Raw genomic sequence first — 16,641 nt, 5'->3', positions numbered from 1 at the left:
CCCGTCCTGCCTGGGAACTCCTTGGGTAGGGCGGGCCTTATGCCGTGAATGGCGCCCACTTATTGGACGCGCCTCACGATTTGCGGCGGAATTCCGCCAAGTTATCTAGCCTCCTATGTAGCGAAGGAGACGATTCATGGCAGCAGCAGCGCGGTTCACGGTGGTGGGTGGCGGTCTCGCAGGGTTGATGACGACCATCAAGCTGGCCGAGGCCGGACACCAGGTTGATGTGCTCTCCATCGTGCCGGTGAAGCGCTCGCACTCGGTCTGCGCCCAGGGCGGCATCAACGGCGCGGTGAACACCAAGGGCGAGGGTGACCATCCGGACATCCACGTGAAGGACACGCTGCGCGGCGGCGACTTCCTCGCGGAGCAGACGTCCGTGAAGGGCATGTGCTACGCGGCCCCGGGCATCATCTACATGCTGGACCGCATGGGGGTGACGTTCAACCGCACCTCCGAGGGCCTGCTGGACTTCCGCCGCTTCGGCGGCACGCTCCACCACCGGACAGCCTTCGCGGGCGCCACCACCGGCCAGCAGCTGCTCTACGCGCTGGACGAGCAGGTTCGTCGCTACGAGTCCGAGGGCAAGGTCACCAAGTACGAGTTTTGGGAGTGGCTCGGCACGGTGAAGGACGAGTCTGGCCGCTGCATCGGCAGCGTGGCGCTGGACTTGCGCACCATGGAGATTCGCACCTTCCCGGCCGAGGCAGTGTGCCTGGCCACGGGAGGTCCGGGCATCGTCTTCGGGCGCTCCACCAACTCCATCATCAACACCGGCACCGCGGCAGGCCGCGCCTACATGGAGGGCGCCAGCTACGCCAACGGCGAGTTCATCCAGGTGCACCCGACGTCGATTCCGGGCGAGGACAAGCTGCGCCTGATGAGCGAGTCCGTGCGTGGCGAGGGCGGCCGCGTGTGGGTGCCTCGGAAGAAGGGCGACACGCGCAACCCGCGCGACATCCCCGAGAGCGAGCGCTTCTATTTCCTCGAGGAGAAGTACCCCAAGTACAAGAACCTCGTGCCGCGTGATGTGGCCACTCGCGAGATCTTCATGGTCTGCCGCGATCTGGGGATGGGCATCAACGGCAAGGACGGCGTGTACCTGGACGTGACGCACATTCCCGCTTCTACGCTCGACGCGAAGATCAAGGGCGTGATGGAGATCTACGAGAAGTTCGTGGGGGATGATCCGCGCCACACGCCGATGGTCATCTTCCCGGGCATGCACTACTCGATGGGCGGCCTGTACGTGAACTTCGAGGCTGATCCGCGCACCCAGACGCCGGCCGACGGCAGCCCGCGCAACCAGTCCACGGACATCCCGGGCCTGTACGCGGCGGGCGAGGCGGACTACGCCTTCCACGGCGCCAACCGCCTGGGGGCCAACTCGCTGCTGTCGTGCATCTACTCGGGCATGATCGGCGGCCCGGCCATGGCGGCCTACGCGAAGAACAACGCCAAGAGCGCCGAGGCCCAGAGCGCCAAGTACTTCACCGACGCGAAGAAGTACTGGGAGGACCGGTTCGCCACCCTCAAGAAGATGGCGGGCGCGGAGAACCCGTACCAGATCTCCAAGGAGCTGGGCGAGCTGATGACGGAGAACTGCACCGTCGTCCGCTACAACGACCGGCTGAAGAAGTCGGTCGAGAAGATCCGCGAGATGAAGGAGCGGTGGAAGAACTGCAACGTGCTGGACACGGGCAACGTGGCCAACCGCTCGCTGTCCTTCACCAACCAGCTGTGGAACATGCTGGAGCTGGGCGAGGTGATCGCCACCAGCGCGCTGCTGCGCGACGAGAGCCGCGGCGCCCACTACAAGCCCGACTTCTCGCTGCCCGAGCCCAAGAGCAAGGATCCCCGCGAGGATCCCAGCTGGATGGACCTGTGGAAGAAGCGCCACGAGAAGTGGGCGAAGACGACGATCGCGAAGCACTCGGTGGAGGGGCCGCAGATCTCCTACCAGGACATCGCCACGCCCGTCCTGGACCCCGAGCCGCGCTGGTACGCTTAGTCAGAGGAACTCACCATGGACAACGCACAGGCAGGCGCCACCACCAAGACCGTCACCTTCCGCATCTGGCGCCAGGATGGGCCGGGAGGGGAGGGGCACTATGACGAGTTCCGCATCCCGTACACCAAGGGCGCGAACGTCGTCTCGAGCCTGATGGAGATCCAGCGCAACCCCGTCACCGTCCAGGGCAAGAAGGTCGCCCCGGTGGTGTGGGACGCGGCATGCCTCGAGGAGGTGTGCGGCAGCTGCGCCATGAACATCAACGGCCGCGTGCGCATGGCGTGCTCGGCGCTGGTGGACAAGCTGGAGCAGCCCATCACCCTGGAGCCGATGAAGAAGTTCCCGGTGGTGCGTGATCTCACCGTGGACCGCCAGCGCATGTTCGAGTCGCTCAAGCGGGTGAAGGCGTGGATCCCGGTGGATGGTACGCACAACCTCGGCCCGGGCCCCCGGCAGTCGCCGAAGGACCAGGCCACCATGTACGTGCTGTCCACGTGCATCACCTGCGGCAGCTGCCTCGAGGCGTGCCCGCAGGTGACGATGGACAACGACTTCGTCGGCGCGGCGCCGATCAGCCAGGCGCGGCTCTTCAACATGCACCCCACCGGCAAGATGAACGCCGAGGAGCGCACCCGCGCGCTCATGGGGCCGGGCGGCATCCAGGACTGTGGCAAGGCCCAGAACTGCGTGAAGGTGTGCCCGAAGGAGATCCCGCTCACGTCTTCCATCGCGATGATGAACCGCGAGGTGAGCAAGCTCCTCATCAAGGACATCTTCTTCAAGGAAGAGGAGCAGAAGCACGCCGCGGGTCCGGGCTAGCCCGGGACTTTCGGTTCTCTGTTGTCCGCGGCCCTGCACTCGGGTGCCCTTGGGTCCCGAGGCAGGGCCGTGTCATGTCCGCCTCCCGGCGAAGCCTCGCTTGCCTACATCCGGGCCGCTGCCTCCGGGCTGTCAACACCCTTGCACTTAGGCGCGTATTGCGAGAATACGCAGCCCGCGATTGACGCTTCCAGCCATCGCCGCTCACCGGAGCCTTGATGAAGATCCACGAGTACCAGGGCAAGGAACTCTTCAGGAAGTATGGCGTCCCCACTCCTCGGGGCATTCTTGCGCTGTCTCCCAAGGAGGCAGAGGCCGCGGCGAAGGAGCTCGGCACCTCCGTCACCGTGGTGAAGGCGCAGATCCACGCCGGTGGCCGCGGTAAGGGCGGCGGCGTGAAGCTCGCCAAGAGCCCCGCCGAGGCCGGTGAGCTGGCCAAGGCCATCCTCGGCATGAAGCTGAAGACCATTCAGACCGGCCCCGAGGGCCAGACGGTCCACAAGGTCTACATCGAGGAGGGCCTCGCCATCGCCCAGGAGCTGTACCTCGGCGTGACGCTGGACCGCGCCACCTCGCGCATCACCTTCATGGCCTCCAAGGAAGGCGGCGTGGAGATCGAGGAGGTTGCCGCCCATCACCCCGAGAAGATCCTCCGCGAGGCGGTGGATCCCGTGGTCGGCTTCTCCGACTTCCAGGGCCGCCGGCTGGCCTTTGGCCTGGGCCTCACCGGCCCCACCGTGAACAAGTTCGTCCATTTCTGCTCCGCGCTCTACCGCATGTACGTGGAGACGGATGCCTCGCTGGTGGAGATCAACCCGCTGGTCATCCTCAAGGATGGCGGCGTGGTGGCGCTCGACGCGAAGGTGACCTTCGACGAGAACGCCCTCTACCGGCACAAGGAGCTGCTGGAGTACCGCGACCTGGCCGAGGAGGAGCCCCGCGAGACGAAGGCCAAGGAGTATGATCTGGCCTACATCGCGCTGGACGGCAACATCGGCTGCATGGTGAACGGCGCGGGCCTCGCCATGGCCTCCATGGACACCATCAAGCTGGTGGGCGGCAACCCGGCCAACTTCCTGGACGTGGGCGGCGGCGCCAGCAAGGAGAAGGTGACGGCGGCCTTCAAGCTGATCCTCGCCGACCCGAACGTGAAGGCGGTGCTCGTCAACATCTTCGGCGGCATCATGAAGTGCGACGTGATCGCCGAGGGCATCATCGCCGCCGCGAAGGAAGTCCAGCTCAAGGTGCCGCTGGTGGTGCGGCTCGAGGGCACCAACGTGGAGAAGGGCAAGGAGCTGCTGCGCAACTCCGGGCTCGCCATCACCCCCGCCGACAACCTGCGACAGGCGGCCGAGAAGGCCGTCGCCGCGGCGAAGTAGGCCCCTCCGTCACCCCTTCTTTCACGAGAGCAACCTCATGAGCATCCTCGTCAACGAGAACACGAAGGTCCTCTGTCAGGGCATCACCGGCTCTGCGGGCTCGTTCCACTCCAAGCAGATGCTGGAGTACGGCACGAAGCTCGTCGGCGGCGTCACCCCGGGCAAGGGCGGCACGGACTTCGAGGGCAAGGTCCCCGTCTTCAACACCGTGTCGGACGCGGTGAAGCAGACGGGCGCCAACACCTCGGTCATCTTCGTCCCCCCGCCGTTCGCCGCTGACTCCATCATGGAGGCCGCGGACTCGGGCATCTCCCTCATCATCGCCATCACCGAGGGCATCCCCGTCAACGACATGGTCCGCGCCAAGCGCTACCTGCAGGGCAAGCCGGGCGTGCGCCTCATCGGCCCCAACTGCCCCGGCGTCATCACCCCGGCCGCCAAGTGCAAGATCGGCATCATGCCGGGCCACATCCACAAGCCGGGCCGCATCGGCGTGGTGTCCCGCTCGGGCACGCTGACCTACGAGGCCGTGTTCCAGCTCACCCAGCTGGGCCTGGGCCAGAGCACCGCGGTGGGCATCGGTGGCGATCCCGTCAACGGCACGGACTTCATCGACTGCCTCAAGCTGTTCAACGCCGACCCGGAGACCGACGCGGTCATCATGATCGGCGAGATCGGCGGCAGCGCGGAGGAGGCGGCCGCCGAGTACGTGGCGCGTGAGTTCACCAAGCCCATCGCCGGCTTCATCGCGGGCCAGTCCGCGCCCCCGGGCAAGCGCATGGGCCACGCCGGCGCCATCATCTCCGGAGGCAAGGGCACCGCCGCCGAGAAGATCAAGGCGATGGAGGCCGCGGGCTTCCTCATGGCTCCCAGCCCCACGGAGCTGGGCACCACGCTGCAGGAGGCCGTCAAGCGCGGCGCTCCCGCCAAGAAGCGCTAGACGTTCCACCTTTCACACGAGTCACTGCGAGGACCACGAACCATGGCCATCGAGCGTACGCTGTCCATCATCAAGCCGGACGGACTGGAGAAGGGCATCATCGGGAAGATCATCTCCAAGTTCGAGGAGAAGGGTCTGAAGCCCGTCGCCATCCGCCTGCAGCACCTGTCCCAGGCGCAGGCCGAGGGCTTCTACGCCGTCCACAAGGCGCGCCCCTTCTTCAAGGACCTGGTCAGCTTCATGATCTCCGGCCCCGTGGTGCTCATGGTGCTGGAGGGGGAGAACGCCGTGGCCGCCAACCGCGAGATCATGGGCGCCACCAACCCGGCCAACGCCGCCGCGGGCACCATCCGCAAGGAGTTCGCCACCAGCATCGACAAGAACACGGTGCACGGCTCGGACAGCCTCGAGAACGCGAAGAACGAGGTCGCCTACTTCTTCCGCGAGACCGAGATCCACTCCTACGAGTACCAGGGCAAGAAGTAGCTCCTCGCCCCGTTCGTAGGCTCACGGCCCGGCGTTCGCCCTCAGCGGCGAGCCCGGGCCGTGCTCTTTCGTGCGCCTGCCTTCGTCTTCTTGGCGGCCGGCTTCACCTTGTTCTTGCCCGCGCTCTTGCTCGCGCGCGCCTTGCCGGTGGTGGCCGCCTTGAGCGCGTTCTTCACAGCGTTCTTCTTGGGACGGCTCGTGCGCTTGGGCGCCTCGTCCTGCTGGAACGCGGCGTGGAAGGCGTAGGTGTCGCCGAAGAGGCGAGTGGAGGCGAGCTGGCCATCCCGCACCTTGATGATGGCCACCACGCGGTTCAGGACCTCTTTGCCGGTCGCCTTGACGCGCAGCTTCTCCTCGGCGGAGAGGACGACCGTGTCGCCCGAGGCGATCAGATCCTTGACCTCCGCCCCGAGCAGTTCGAATGGCGCGGCGATGCGAGTCTGGTACTCCACGGCCCCGTCCGGTCCGTGGCCCTCGCCGCTGATGGGCAGGTGAGCAGGGTAGGTGGACGTGACGACATAGTCGGGCGCGATGAGCTTCTTGTACGCCTCCATGTCCTTCTTCATCCAGACTTCGAAGGTCTTCAGCACCACCTGCTGAGGGCTGTCCTGCTGAGGGCTTTCGTCACTCATGTAAGGCCGGCTCCTGGGGGAGGGAGGGGAAGAGTCCCTGCCCAGTCTCTCAACTCCCCAGAGCCCTGGCGACTGGGCAATCGCTCCTTTGACTTGCCGGGCCGAGATGTGGGAAGGCTTCCGCCTCCACCCCTCGTTAGAAGACCGATGATGTCCGAGCCCGCCGTCTCCACTCCTGACACCACGCCGCTGCCGGCCCCCGCGCCCGCGAAGCTCGTGGATGTGTCCAGCCTCACGCTGGAGGGCCTCACCCGCTTCGTCAGCGAGCAGTTGGGCGAGCGCGCGTTCCGCTCCGGGCAGATCTACCGCTGGATCCACCAGCGGGGCGCCACCTCGTTCGACGAGATGACGGACCTGTCCAAGGCCTTCCGCCAGAAGCTCAAGGAGCGCGCCGAGATTGTCCCGCTCGTGAAGGACCTCGAGCAGCGCTCGGTGGACGGCACCATCAAGTACCGCTTCAAGACGCGCGACGGCCGCTACATCGAGTCCGTCTACATGCCGTCCGAGGACCGCAAGACGCTGTGCGTCTCCACCCAGGTGGGCTGCGCCATGGCCTGCTCGTTCTGCATGACGGGCACCCTGGGCCTCAAGCGCAACCTCACCCCGGGTGAGATTGTCGCACAGGTGCACACCGTCAACCGCGAGGTCCGCAAGCTGGAGAACCTGGAGACTTGGCGCCCGCTCAGCAACCTGGTGTTCATGGGCATGGGCGAGCCGCTCCACAACTTCGAGAACCTCAAGACGGCGCTCTCCATCCTCCAGTCCGAGGACGGGCCAAACTTCTCTCACCGCCACATCACCGTCTCCACCGTGGGCCTGGTGCCCATGATCGAGCGGTTTGGGCAGGAGACGGACGTCAAGCTGGCCATCTCGCTCAACGCCAGCACGGACGAGCAGCGCAGCAAGACGATGCCCGTCAACCGCAAGTGGAACATCGCCGCCCTCATGGAGGCGTGCCGCAAGTTCCCCCTGCGCCAGGGCCGCCGCATCACCTTCGAGTACGTGCTGCTCAGGGGCTTCAACGACACCGATGAGGACGCTCACCGGCTCATCGAGCTGCTGAAGGACGTCCCCGCCAAGGTGAACCTCATTCCCTACAACGAGAACCCAGGGCTGGGCTTTCAGACGACCATGGAGGAGCGGGCGGAGGCCTTCCGCGAGATCCTCGCCCAGGGGCATATTGCCGCCTTCATCCGCCAGAACCGGGGCCGGGATATCGCCGGCGCTTGTGGTCAGCTCGCCAACCGGGGCGGGGAGGGTGAGGGGAAGGCGACGCAAGCTCCCGAGCTTCCTTGACAATCCCGCCGGAGGGACGCTAATAGCGCGCCCTCCTCCAATTTTCGTTACCTGCTGTTTTCACTGGAGTCTGTTCAATGGCCGTCGTTCTCCGTCTTGCCCGCGCGGGCGCCAAGAAGAAGCCGTACTACCACGTGGTTGCCACCGACTCCCGGAACCCCCGGGATGGCAAGTTCATCGAGGCCGTGGGCGCCTACGATCCGAACCTGAGCCCCCCGAAGGTGGAGTTCAACCAGGAGCGGCTCCAGTACTGGCTGAAGACGGGCGCGACCCCCTCTGAGACGGTGGCCGACCTCATCAAGCGCGCGGCCAAGACCGCCGCTCCCACGGCCTAAGCCCTGCCGGTCTGACCGGACGTGGAGCAACTGCTTACCTATCTCGCGCGGGCCCTGGTCGATCAACCAGACCAGGTGGGCCTGCGTGTGTCCGAGGCGGAAGGTGCCCGGCTCTTCGAGCTGAAGGTCGCCCCCGAGGACGTCGGCAAGGTCATCGGCCGTGACGGGCGGACCGTGAACGCCCTCCGGACGCTGCTGAATGCCGCGGCCCAGAAGCAGGGGCAGAAGGTTCGTCTCGAGATCCTCGACGATCGGCGCGTGGCGCCCGCCCCTGGGGCGGCTCCCGCTGCGCCTCCCGCCCCCGACGCCCAGTGACACCTCGTCCTCTGCTGGAGCTGGGCTATGTGGCCCGGGCCCACGGCATCCGGGGCGAGGTGGCCATTCGTGCATTCGATCCCGGCTCGGAGACGCTCGACTCTGTCGAGCGCGTGCGCGTGCGCACCCGGGCCGGCCAGGAGCGCGAGCTGCGCATCGAGTCCCTGAGGCCTGCCTCCAAGGAGGATCTCGTGGTCTTCGAGGGCGTGAGGACGCGCGAGGCCTCCGAGGAGCTCGTGGGCTCCACGGTGTTCGTCTACCGCGAGGACCTGGAGCCTCCCGAGGAGGGCGAGTACTTCCAGGGCGATCTGGTGGGCCTCACCGCCGTGGACGAGAAGGGCCAGGAGCTGGGCAAGGTGGAGGAAGTCTGGGCCACCGGCGAGGTGCCCAATCTCGTCATCCGCGGCTCTGGCAAGCCCGAGCTGATCATCCCGTTCGCGGATGAGTTCGTGCCCACGGTAGACATGCCGGGCGGGAAGATCGTCATCAAGCCTCCCGAGTTCTTCGAGGACGAGGGCGAGCGCCAGGAAGGCGATGGCGAGGAGGAGGACCGCTGATGTACCCGGTGGAGATCCTCACGCTCTTCCCAGGCATGGTGTCCGGCTACGTGGGGGAGAGCATCCTCGGCAAGGCGCAGGAGCGCGGGAAGCTCTCCGTCACCGCCACGGACATCCGCGAGTACGCCGAGGGCAAGCACCGCGTCACCGACGACACGCCGTACGGCGGCGGGGCGGGCATGGTGATGAAGGTGGAGCCCCTGGTGGCGGCCATCGAGGCGGCGCGGGCCCGTCACCCGGGCGCCAAGGTGCTGCTGATGAGCCCTCGGGGGCCCGCGTTCACCCAGGCGCGGGCGCGTGAGCTGGTGAGCCACTCCGCGGGCCTGATCCTCGTCTGTGGCCGCTACGAGGGCGTCGACGAGCGCGTCATGCCGTTCCTGGACGAGGAGCTGTCCCTGGGGGACTTCATCCTCACGGGCGGGGAAATCGCAGCCCTGGCGGTGGTGGATGCGGTGGCCCGGTTGCTCCCCGGGGTGCTGGGCAACCAGGCGTCCCACGTCAGCGAGAGCTTCGAGGAGGGACTGCTGGAGCACCCCCAGTACACGCGGCCTCCTGTCTTCCGGGGCGCCGAGGTACCCGCCGTGCTCCAGAGCGGCGATCACGCCCGGATCGCCCGCTGGCGCCGCTGGAAGGCCCTGATGCTCACCCGGGAGCGCCGGCCGGACCTCTTTGGCCGCCTGGAGCTCGGGAAGGCGGATCAGAAACTGCTCGCCCTCCGGGAGGAAGACCTGTAGCACCCGGGTTGGGTGGGGGTGGGGAGAGGAAACACTGGGCAATCTGCGGACTTGTCCGACCCGCTCGTCTCTGCTACTAGGCCCCCCTCTTACTGGTCGATTCGCACCACACAGGATTTCTGAGGACAGTCATGCGTCGAAGCGCCATCGAGTACGTCGAGTCCAAGCACCTCCGCAAGGAGCTGGTCGATTTCCGGACCGGGGACTCCGTCCGGGTCCACTGGAAGGTGAAGGAGGGCGAGAAGGAGCGCGTCCAGGCGTTCGAGGGTGTCGTCATCCGCAAGAAGAAGGGCAGCAACCGCGCCAGCTTCACCGTGCGCAAGGTGTCCTTCGGCGTCGGCGTGGAGCGCATCTTCCCGCTGCACAGCCCCCGCTACGAGAAGATCGAGATCCTCTCCCGCGGCAGCGTGAACCGCAACCGCCTCTTCTACCTCCGCAACCTCAAGGGCAAGGCTTCCCGCGTGGACGTGCAGGAAGAGAACACCCCGGCCGCCAAGAAGTCCTAGTTCGGGGAGGCCCCCCGGGCCGCTCTCTCAGGTCTCCGCAGTTTCGAAAAAGGAGTGTCCGTTCGCGGACGCTCCTTTTTTCGTTGGTGCGCTAGGATGGGGCCGCGCATGCACTTCCTCGAGGTTGCTGTCCAAAACGTCCGGGGTTTCTCGGCACAAGGCCGCTTCCAGCTCAAGCCGGGCTACCTCGTCCTCAAGCCCCCAGCCGCCGAGATGACGCCTCTGGCGGCGCTGTCCCTGGCGCTCCTGTACGCCGATGGGCGTGGCGACGATGCCAGCTTCTCGGCGCAGGCCGATAAGCGTGGCAAGTCCGCCTTCACCATGCTGGGCCAGGACAACCTCACGTACCGGCTGCTACGGGAGCTGGGCGGCTCGGGGACGCTGCACAAGCAGACGGTGCCGGGGCAGCCTCCGGAGCTGGTGTCCGGGGACACGGCGGAGATCGGCCAGTTCCTGCGCGTGCAGGTGGGCCTGCCGTCGCGCAACGTCTGGGAGCAGGTGTGCTGCCTGATGCCGAGCCAGCTCCCGTCGCGCCGCCCGCGGGTGCGCACCTCGAAGCCGGATCTCAAGCGGCCGTCGATGCCCGGCGCGGCGAGCAACCCGGGCCTGCACAGCGGGCACGGGCACGGAGGGCTCGCGAGCAACCCGAACATGCCGGCCCTGGCCAGCACCCAGGCGGTGGCCCCCGCGGAGAACATCCCCGCGGCTGAGGCCAAGGTGAAGGAGCTGGAGCAGGAACTGGTGAAGTCTCGCGAGATGGAGGAGGTGCAGTTCAAGCTGGACGGGTTGAACTCGCAGCTCTTCGAGACCGAGCGGAAGCTGAAGAGCACCGAGGGCGTGAAGGCGGCCGTGCGGGACGCGGAGAACGCGTGGAACGCCGCGCCCACCCCCGAGTCGCTGGGGCTGCCCGCGGACATCCTGACGCGCGTGGAGCGCTATTCCAAGGTGGTGGCCAAGAAGGACGACGCGCTGAACCGGCTGGCCGTGGAGCGCGAGCAGGACGCGGCGGCGGCTCCGGTCGCGGTGGAGCCCCTGAAGCAGAACCGGCTGTTCTGGGCGGGGCTCGGGGTCGGCGCCCTGTTCCTGCTGGGCGGCATCATCCTGGGCTTCGCGGTGGACAGCGGCTGGCGGTACCTGACGCTGCTGGACATCCCGGCGTTCGGCTTCGCGGCGATGCTGGCGCTGCGGTACGTGGACGACCTGTCGAAGACGTCCACCGTGCGCAACAAGGAGGGCATGTTCTCCGCCCGCGAGAAGAAGATCCTCGAGGAGTTCGAGGCTGAGGTCTCGCCGGTGCGCAAGGCGATGAAGATCCTCGAGCTGGAGAACCACGAGGACATTCCAGGCGTCTTCGAGCGCAAGGGCCTGTTGGAGCAGCGCTTCAACGAGCTGAGGGATCAGCTCGCGGCCATGGAGGCCGATCCGGACTTCGTCGCCGCCGGGCAGCAGCGCGACGAGATCAAGCAGCAGATCGACGAGCTCAGCGTCGAAGTCTCCCGGAAGGGCTCCTTCGTGCGCGATCTGCGCGAGGTGGAGCGCGAGCTCTCCCGGACCAAGGAGTCCATCGTTCTGGCCAAGGCGGGAGCGCCGCCTCCGACTCCCGCTGGGGCGGGGCCGGCGGGTGCGGAGCCGGCGGGGATGGGCTCGGGGCCGATGGAGGATCCGTCTCCGGTGGTGATGATGCTGGCGGCGGATCTGCTGTCCACGGACATCACCACGCTGGGCGGGATGCTGCGGGATCGCTGCACCCAGTACCTGAGCGCGCTCACGGATCGCCGCTATCTGGGCGTCGAGTGGGACAAGGACGGTAGGGCTTCGGTGTTCGTGCCGGGCCAACAGCTGCTCGTGGGCGACATCCCCCCGCGCGACCTGGACATGTACTACCTGGCGTTGCGCATGGTGGTCGTGGAGAAGGTGAGCACCCGGGTGAAGTACCCGTTCATCATGGAGCACCCGTTCGTCGGCATGGACGAGGTGAAGCTGCCGCTGATTGGGCGCATGCTGAAGCACCTGGGCACGCTGACGCAGGTGCTGCTCGTGACGACGCATCCGGGCCTGGCGCAAATGGCTGACGGCTCCGTCAACCTCTGAGCCGGGGCGGAGCGGGGTCAGTAGCCTCGGTAGCGGCGGCCTTCTTGCTGGCGCCGCTGCATCGTCTCTTCCAGCTCGCGGCGATCCTCGGCCAGGTAGTGCTGGGGGATGAGCTGCTGGTGCACCAGCTTGCCGAGCGGTGACAGCGAGAACGTGCCCAGCAGCCAGTTCTCTTCGCCCAGGCCCAGCTCGGCCCACCGCTCCAGCTGCTTGCGGTGGTGCGCCATCGTCTCCGCCCCGTACTTCCTCGCCCGTGAGCGTACCCGCGTGAACGGGCTGTAGAGCAGGTCGAACGTCACGTCCCGCGTTGCCCGTTGGGCGTTATCCAGCGTCCGCCAGTACGCGATGCCCAGGCCGCCTTTCTCCACCGCCGCGCAGTAGTCCTGCACGTCCCGGTGGTTCAGGAACGTCGCCCGATCCCCGATCGAGAAGCTGGAGTTGCCCAGCCCGTGGTACAGCACCTCGCCGTAGGCCGGGTTCACTCGCAGCTTCGCCAGCTCCAGGATCTCGCGCCGCACGTGCCGAGGCGCCCTGTAGAACCTCGCGCCCAGCTCCTTCCAGCCCAGCCGCGTGAACAGCGCCCGCGCCTGCGCGTCGCTGTGCGCTGTCTGCACGATGGAGGGGACTGCCCCGGGCTTCCCGTACGTGCCGCTGCGCGGATCGTCGTGGTACGGGTAGATGAAGACGCTGTCCACTGCGCCGCTCGTCGCCAGCCGCTCGATCTCCGTGAGCGTCTTCTGCCAGGACTCGGGCGTTTGCCGCTCCAGCCCCGTCATGATGTCGATGTTGATGTACTCGAAACCGAGCTTCCGGGCCCGCTCGATCGCATCCAGGGCGACCCGCATGTCCTCCTTCTGGTGGTGGAAAGCGTAGAGCTCCGGATCCAGCGTCTGCACCCCGAAGTTGATGCGCCGGAAGCCCGCCTGGACCAGAGCCCGGAGCTTGTCATCCGACGCCGTCACCGGCTTGGCCTCCACCGTGCTCATCGACGTGCGCGGCGGGCCGAAGTGCGTCACCAGGTTCTTCAGGAACCGCTCCAGCAGGTGCACTGGCAGGGCCGTCGGGGTGCCGCCTCCCAGGAAGTACAGCGCGGGCTTCAGCTTCGGCGTCAGCTCCCGGACGTGCCGCATTTCCAGCGAGAGCGCATCCACGTACCGCGACATCAGCTCATCGTTGTGCCGCGTCAGCAGCTCGTAGTGGAAGCAGTAGCGGCAACGGTACTTGCAGAAGCCAAAATGGAAGTAATACCCGGCCGCGTTGAACGCTCCCACCGCGTCGCGCAGGTATTCCTCGTCCGTGGGTGTGCGCCGGTAGCCGTCCCGCTTCTCCATCTGCACCGCGGGCGGGTAGGTGAGCTGGTAGTCGTGCATCTCCGGCCGAGGCCGCAGCTCCGGCGCTTTGTCCCAGAGCCGCTCCAGCCTCGCCCCGAGCTCGCTCTCTGTCGCGGTGTTCACGTCCAGGGACTCGTCGAACCTGAAGACCTTCATCCGATCCATGGGAAGCGTCTCCTTCGTGCCAGCTCGTCAGCCGCGCGTTGCATGGATGCTCGCACACGCGCGTCAATCGCGTCGATGTCCCCACCCTCGGCGGAGATTGGCGGCAACACCCGAAGGCTCATCTTCGCGGGCAGCGGCAGATAGCCGGGCAGGGGACCCAGCCAGATTCCCCACGGCAGGCACAACGTGATCGGAAACGCCTTCAGGCGGAAGCGGCGGTCAAGGCCCAGCCGCTTCGCCAGCGACGCCCCGTCCGAGAGCACCACCAAGGCTTCGTGCGCTCCCACCGACACCACGGGCACGATCGGCACTCCTGCCTCCCGTGCCAGTTCCACGTAGCCCTTGCGGCCCGCGAAGACGATCTCGTTCCTCCGCGAGAAAGGCCGGCACGCGTCGTGGTCGCCTCCCGGGTACACCTGCACGGCGAAGCCTCTCCGAAGCGCCTCGGCCGCGATCTCTTTGCGCGCCCGTACCGCCCCCAGCTTCGCCAGGGCGCTCGCGAGCCGCTTCGGGTACGCGTCGAACATCCCATCGTGGGCCAGCGTCACCATCGGCGGCTTGCGCCCCGACGTGTGGTACGTGCCGACCCACAGCAGGGTGTCCGGAATCAGCACCCCTCCGCTGTGGTTCCCGACGCCCACGAATGGACCGTCCGGCAGGTGCTCCATTCCCTGGATGTCCGCTCGGAACCACGTGCGCACGGCCTTCGTGATCCAGCCGGCATGGCGCCGCTGGAACTCCGGATCACACGCCTCCAGATCGCCGGGCCTCACTTCCACCGCGAGAAGACCTTCTCGAACTCGAAGCCGTAGAACCCGCTCGGAGGCCAGTCCGGCATCGAGCAGCAGAACTCCGAGAAGCCCACCAGCGTCGCGAAGCGCGGATCGAGATCCAGCGGATCCGGGTACTCGAAGCGCTCGGCCGCCTCTGCCAGCCGGATGAGCCCCTCGTGGTAGCCCGGCCAGCCCACCAGCTTGCGCAGGTAAGGCGCCCAGAGCGTCTTGCCCTCGACAACCTTCGCCGCCTCTTCGCGCAGCAGCGCCAGGCCGTTGGGATGCGACTGCAACAACTGCAGGTCGTAACCGAGGAACGCATCCTCGTGGTACACGCTGAGCACGTGCTTCACGAGGGCCTCCGAGCCCTGGGTGATCCCCGTGTCCGTGACGAACTGTCTCGGGCTGTAGAGGACCTGAAGCGGCACCCGGATGGGGATCTGCCCCATCAGTGTGTTCCGGCTGCGCTCTCGCTCCCGCTCGCTCTCGCTCAGGGTGATGGGCAGCATCGCCAGCCAGCCCACCTTCAATTGCCAGGGCGTCGGCAGCCGATCGAGGTACCCGTGCTTCACGAAGAAGCCGATCCGCTCCTGGATGGATTGCTCGGTGCCCATCACGCCGCCTTCAAGGGTGCGATCCGCGTCTCGAGCCCCACCTGCCCGAGGCGGAGGTTCAGATCCTCGAGCAGCTGCCCGCACACCGCCTCGCCGTCGATGCCAATCCCGTACACGAGATCCGGATCCCGGGCCTGCTCCAGCACCCACTCGCCCCACAGCGAGACCTTCTCTTCCAACTGGCGCCGGGACGCGCCGTCGAGCCGGGGCAGGCGCTGGCGCAGGTAGTGGATCCCAAAGGCGATGTGCCGGCTCTCGTCTCTCGCGAGCAGCCGAGGCATCCACTCGCCCATGACCTTCTTCAGCGCCTGGAGCGGGCCCGCGAGGCTCTCGTCCGCCTCGAAGCCGTTGACCACCTTGGCCGCCTCCTGGAAGAGCGAGTGGGCCACGCCCTCGATGAGGATCTGCATGCCGAGCACCAGCGCCTCGGGCGTGTCGGCCTCCTGGACCTCGCGCATCAGCCGCTGCACCGAGGGCCTCACGCGCCCCTCACAGCCGAGCACCTGCATGACTCGCTCGAAGAAGGCCACGTGCCGGGCCTCGTCCGTGCGCTGCGTCACGAGGAACGCTCGCGCGGAGCCCTCGGGCAGGAGCTCCACGAGCCTCGCCGCCGCGTGCTGCGCGGTCCGCTCTCCCCACTGGAGCTGCGCGAAGCCATCGGCCGCGGTCTGCCGGAACTCCTCCGGGAGTGCCGCCACATCGAGCGTGTGCCAGTCGAGATCCTCGAGCCGCCACTGGTCGCGCGCCGCCAGCTCGCACAGGCGCTCGAAGTAGGGCTCGGAGACGGTATCCACGGGGGATTCGGCACCCTTCATCGCGCCGCACTATGCCACGGATCCGTTGCTTACTCGCGTCCAGGCCCCAGGCTCCTCGCGGCGCGATCCCAGAGCGCATTCGGGAGCATCCGCACCAGCTTCGCCATCAGCGCCGTCTGCCAGGGGAACGAGAACTCAGCCGAGCCTCGCACGATGGCGCGGCCGATGCGCTCGGCCGCATCGTCGAGCTCGAGCAGGAACGGCATCTTGAACGTGTTGCCCGCCGTGCCGGGGGTCTTCACGAAGCCAGGATGGATGGTGGTCACCTGAACCCCTCGGGGCGCGAGCTCGATCCGCAGCCCTTCGAGGAAGTTGGTGAGGAAGGCCTTGGACGCGCTGTAGGTGTTGTGCCGGGGGACACCGCGTCCTCCACCCAGGGAGGACATGCCCACCAGGTGGCCACGGCCGCGTGAGGCCATCCGGTCTGCCACTGCGGTGAGCGTGGCGGCGGCCCCTCGGACGTTCACGTCGAGGATCCGCTCCACCGCATCCCATGAGGGCGCGTCTCCCGGAGTCTCCAGTGCCACGGCCGCGTTCGCCACGACGAGGTCGAGCCCTCCACACGCATCGTCGATCGATCGCAGGGTCTCCAGGGTCGCCCGGGCGTCGGCCACATCCAGCCTTACCGGGATGAGCTCTCCCTGTCCCTGGAGCTCTCGCGCGAGCGCTTCGAGTTCCTCCAAGCGGCGAGCGGCACCGAAGACCTTCACTTCGCGCCGAGCAAACCACGCGGCCAGCCCGCGCCCGATTCCTCCTGAGGCTCCGGTGATGAGCGCCGTCCTGTACTTGAGCCCTCCGGGTTTTGGGTCCATGGCCCTTGTTCTAGAGTAGCGGCCGCC

At 67.1% G+C, this 16,641-nt stretch carries 18 protein-coding genes; 12 read left to right on the top strand and 6 right to left on the bottom strand.

Annotated elements, in window-relative coordinates; genetic code table 11:
• Positions 1 to 136 precede the first annotated feature (136 nt).
• The 5 genes from sdhA to ndk all read left to right on the top strand — a co-directional run bounded on the left by sdhA (position 137) and on the right by ndk (position 5,638).
• Complete coding sequence (gene sdhA, locus DB31_RS09085; RefSeq protein ID WP_044185315.1) at positions 137 to 2,014, top strand: succinate dehydrogenase flavoprotein subunit; 1,878 nt, start codon at positions 137 to 139, stop codon at positions 2,012 to 2,014.
• A 15-nt stretch (positions 2,015 to 2,029) separates the two neighbouring features.
• Positions 2,030 to 2,833: a succinate dehydrogenase iron-sulfur subunit gene (sdhB, locus tag DB31_RS09080; protein WP_044185312.1), complete on the top strand. Its 804-nt coding sequence runs from the start codon at positions 2,030 to 2,032 to the stop codon at positions 2,831 to 2,833.
• 218 nt (positions 2,834 to 3,051) lie between these two features.
• Positions 3,052 to 4,212 (top strand): ADP-forming succinate--CoA ligase subunit beta, encoded by a 1,161-nt coding sequence (sucC, locus tag DB31_RS09075; protein ID WP_044185308.1) that lies wholly within the window; start codon positions 3,052 to 3,054, stop codon positions 4,210 to 4,212.
• A gap of 37 nt (positions 4,213 to 4,249) precedes the next feature.
• Positions 4,250 to 5,152, top strand: a complete 903-nt coding sequence (gene sucD / locus DB31_RS09070) for a succinate--CoA ligase subunit alpha (protein WP_044185305.1) — start codon at positions 4,250 to 4,252, stop codon at positions 5,150 to 5,152.
• A 42-nt stretch (positions 5,153 to 5,194) separates the two neighbouring features.
• Positions 5,195 to 5,638, top strand: a complete 444-nt coding sequence (gene ndk / locus DB31_RS09065; RefSeq protein WP_044185301.1) for a nucleoside-diphosphate kinase — start codon at positions 5,195 to 5,197, stop codon at positions 5,636 to 5,638.
• A 41-nt stretch (positions 5,639 to 5,679) separates the two neighbouring features.
• Here ndk and DB31_RS09060 read toward each other — a convergent pair whose 3' ends face one another.
• On the bottom strand, positions 5,680 to 6,270 hold the full coding sequence (locus DB31_RS09060; protein WP_044185298.1) for a nuclear transport factor 2 family protein: 591 nt from the start codon (positions 6,268 to 6,270) through the stop codon (positions 5,680 to 5,682).
• 150 nt (positions 6,271 to 6,420) lie between these two features.
• Here DB31_RS09060 and rlmN point away from each other — a divergent pair, with 150 nt between their 5' ends.
• The 7 genes from rlmN (at position 6,421) to DB31_RS09025 (ending at position 12,104) form a co-directional block, all read left to right on the top strand.
• Positions 6,421 to 7,566, top strand: a complete 1,146-nt coding sequence (gene rlmN, locus DB31_RS09055) for a dual-specificity RNA methyltransferase RlmN (RefSeq protein WP_044186163.1) — start codon at positions 6,421 to 6,423, stop codon at positions 7,564 to 7,566.
• 77 nt (positions 7,567 to 7,643) lie between these two features.
• A complete protein-coding gene (gene rpsP / locus DB31_RS09050) occupies positions 7,644 to 7,901 on the top strand; it encodes a 30S ribosomal protein S16 (protein WP_044185295.1) in 258 nt (85 codons plus the stop codon).
• A gap of 21 nt (positions 7,902 to 7,922) precedes the next feature.
• Entirely contained in the window at positions 7,923 to 8,216 is a 294-nt protein-coding gene (locus DB31_RS09045) for a KH domain-containing protein (protein WP_044185292.1), read from the top strand.
• Complete coding sequence (gene rimM, locus DB31_RS09040) at positions 8,213 to 8,773, top strand: ribosome maturation factor RimM (protein ID WP_044185290.1); 561 nt, start codon at positions 8,213 to 8,215, stop codon at positions 8,771 to 8,773. The genes DB31_RS09045 and rimM overlap by 4 nt, the downstream gene beginning before the upstream one ends.
• Complete coding sequence (gene trmD / locus DB31_RS09035) at positions 8,773 to 9,507, top strand: tRNA (guanosine(37)-N1)-methyltransferase TrmD (protein WP_044185288.1); 735 nt, start codon at positions 8,773 to 8,775, stop codon at positions 9,505 to 9,507. The genes rimM and trmD overlap by 1 nt, the downstream gene beginning before the upstream one ends.
• Before the next feature lie 131 nt (positions 9,508 to 9,638).
• Complete coding sequence (rplS, locus tag DB31_RS09030) at positions 9,639 to 10,013, top strand: 50S ribosomal protein L19 (RefSeq protein ID WP_044185286.1); 375 nt, start codon at positions 9,639 to 9,641, stop codon at positions 10,011 to 10,013.
• 108 nt (positions 10,014 to 10,121) lie between these two features.
• Positions 10,122 to 12,104: an ATP-binding protein gene (locus tag DB31_RS09025; RefSeq protein WP_044185283.1), complete on the top strand. Its 1,983-nt coding sequence runs from the start codon at positions 10,122 to 10,124 to the stop codon at positions 12,102 to 12,104.
• A 17-nt stretch (positions 12,105 to 12,121) separates the two neighbouring features.
• On the opposite strand, the gene DB31_RS09020 is transcribed toward DB31_RS09025, so the two are convergent.
• Genes DB31_RS09020 through DB31_RS09000 form a run of 5 tightly spaced genes read right to left on the bottom strand, consistent with a single transcriptional unit; the run spans position 12,122 to position 16,614 of the window.
• Positions 12,122 to 13,600 (bottom strand): radical SAM protein, encoded by a 1,479-nt coding sequence (locus DB31_RS09020; protein WP_044185280.1) that lies wholly within the window; start codon positions 13,598 to 13,600, stop codon positions 12,122 to 12,124.
• The gene (locus DB31_RS09015) at positions 13,588 to 14,379 is read right to left on the bottom strand and encodes a 1-acyl-sn-glycerol-3-phosphate acyltransferase (protein ID WP_052419824.1); all 792 of its coding nucleotides are present in this window, start codon (positions 14,377 to 14,379) and stop codon (positions 13,588 to 13,590) included. Before DB31_RS09015 ends, DB31_RS09020 begins: the two co-directional genes overlap by 13 nt.
• Positions 14,370 to 14,987, bottom strand: a complete 618-nt coding sequence (locus DB31_RS09010) for a hypothetical protein (RefSeq protein ID WP_044185274.1) — start codon at positions 14,985 to 14,987, stop codon at positions 14,370 to 14,372. The genes DB31_RS09015 and DB31_RS09010 overlap by 10 nt, the downstream gene beginning before the upstream one ends.
• Complete coding sequence (locus DB31_RS09005) at positions 14,987 to 15,802, bottom strand: ferritin family protein (protein ID WP_044185271.1); 816 nt, start codon at positions 15,800 to 15,802, stop codon at positions 14,987 to 14,989. Before DB31_RS09005 ends, DB31_RS09010 begins: the two co-directional genes overlap by 1 nt.
• 29 nt (positions 15,803 to 15,831) lie before the next feature.
• Entirely contained in the window at positions 15,832 to 16,614 is a 783-nt protein-coding gene (locus DB31_RS09000) for an SDR family NAD(P)-dependent oxidoreductase (protein ID WP_044185268.1), read from the bottom strand.
• Positions 16,615 to 16,641: the final 27 nt, after the last annotated feature.

Source organism: Hyalangium minutum (assembly GCF_000737315.1).
GTDB lineage: Bacteria > Myxococcota > Myxococcia > Myxococcales > Myxococcaceae > Hyalangium > Hyalangium minutum.
The sequence above is the reverse complement of the archived record's forward strand: the minus strand, read 5'-3'. Positions and strand labels throughout refer to the sequence as shown.

Coding starts and splice junctions, on each gene's coding strand:
- sdhA (WP_044185315.1), top strand. CDS start 137: ATGGCAGCAGCAGCGCGGTTCACGGTGGTGGGTGGCGGTCTCGCAGGG.
- sdhB (WP_044185312.1), top strand. CDS start 2,030: ATGGACAACGCACAGGCAGGCGCCACCACCAAGACCGTCACCTTCCGC.
- sucC (WP_044185308.1), top strand. CDS start 3,052: ATGAAGATCCACGAGTACCAGGGCAAGGAACTCTTCAGGAAGTATGGC.
- sucD (WP_044185305.1), top strand. CDS start 4,250: ATGAGCATCCTCGTCAACGAGAACACGAAGGTCCTCTGTCAGGGCATC.
- ndk (WP_044185301.1), top strand. CDS start 5,195: ATGGCCATCGAGCGTACGCTGTCCATCATCAAGCCGGACGGACTGGAG.
- DB31_RS09060 (WP_044185298.1), bottom strand. CDS start 6,270: ATGAGTGACGAAAGCCCTCAGCAGGACAGCCCTCAGCAGGTGGTGCTG.
- rlmN (WP_044186163.1), top strand. CDS start 6,421: ATGTCCGAGCCCGCCGTCTCCACTCCTGACACCACGCCGCTGCCGGCC.
- rpsP (WP_044185295.1), top strand. CDS start 7,644: ATGGCCGTCGTTCTCCGTCTTGCCCGCGCGGGCGCCAAGAAGAAGCCG.
- trmD (WP_044185288.1), top strand. CDS start 8,773: ATGTACCCGGTGGAGATCCTCACGCTCTTCCCAGGCATGGTGTCCGGC.
- rplS (WP_044185286.1), top strand. CDS start 9,639: ATGCGTCGAAGCGCCATCGAGTACGTCGAGTCCAAGCACCTCCGCAAG.
- DB31_RS09025 (WP_044185283.1), top strand. CDS start 10,122: ATGCACTTCCTCGAGGTTGCTGTCCAAAACGTCCGGGGTTTCTCGGCA.
- DB31_RS09020 (WP_044185280.1), bottom strand. CDS start 13,600: ATGGATCGGATGAAGGTCTTCAGGTTCGACGAGTCCCTGGACGTGAAC.
- DB31_RS09010 (WP_044185274.1), bottom strand. CDS start 14,987: ATGGGCACCGAGCAATCCATCCAGGAGCGGATCGGCTTCTTCGTGAAG.
- DB31_RS09005 (WP_044185271.1), bottom strand. CDS start 15,802: ATGAAGGGTGCCGAATCCCCCGTGGATACCGTCTCCGAGCCCTACTTC.
- DB31_RS09000 (WP_044185268.1), bottom strand. CDS start 16,614: ATGGACCCAAAACCCGGAGGGCTCAAGTACAGGACGGCGCTCATCACC.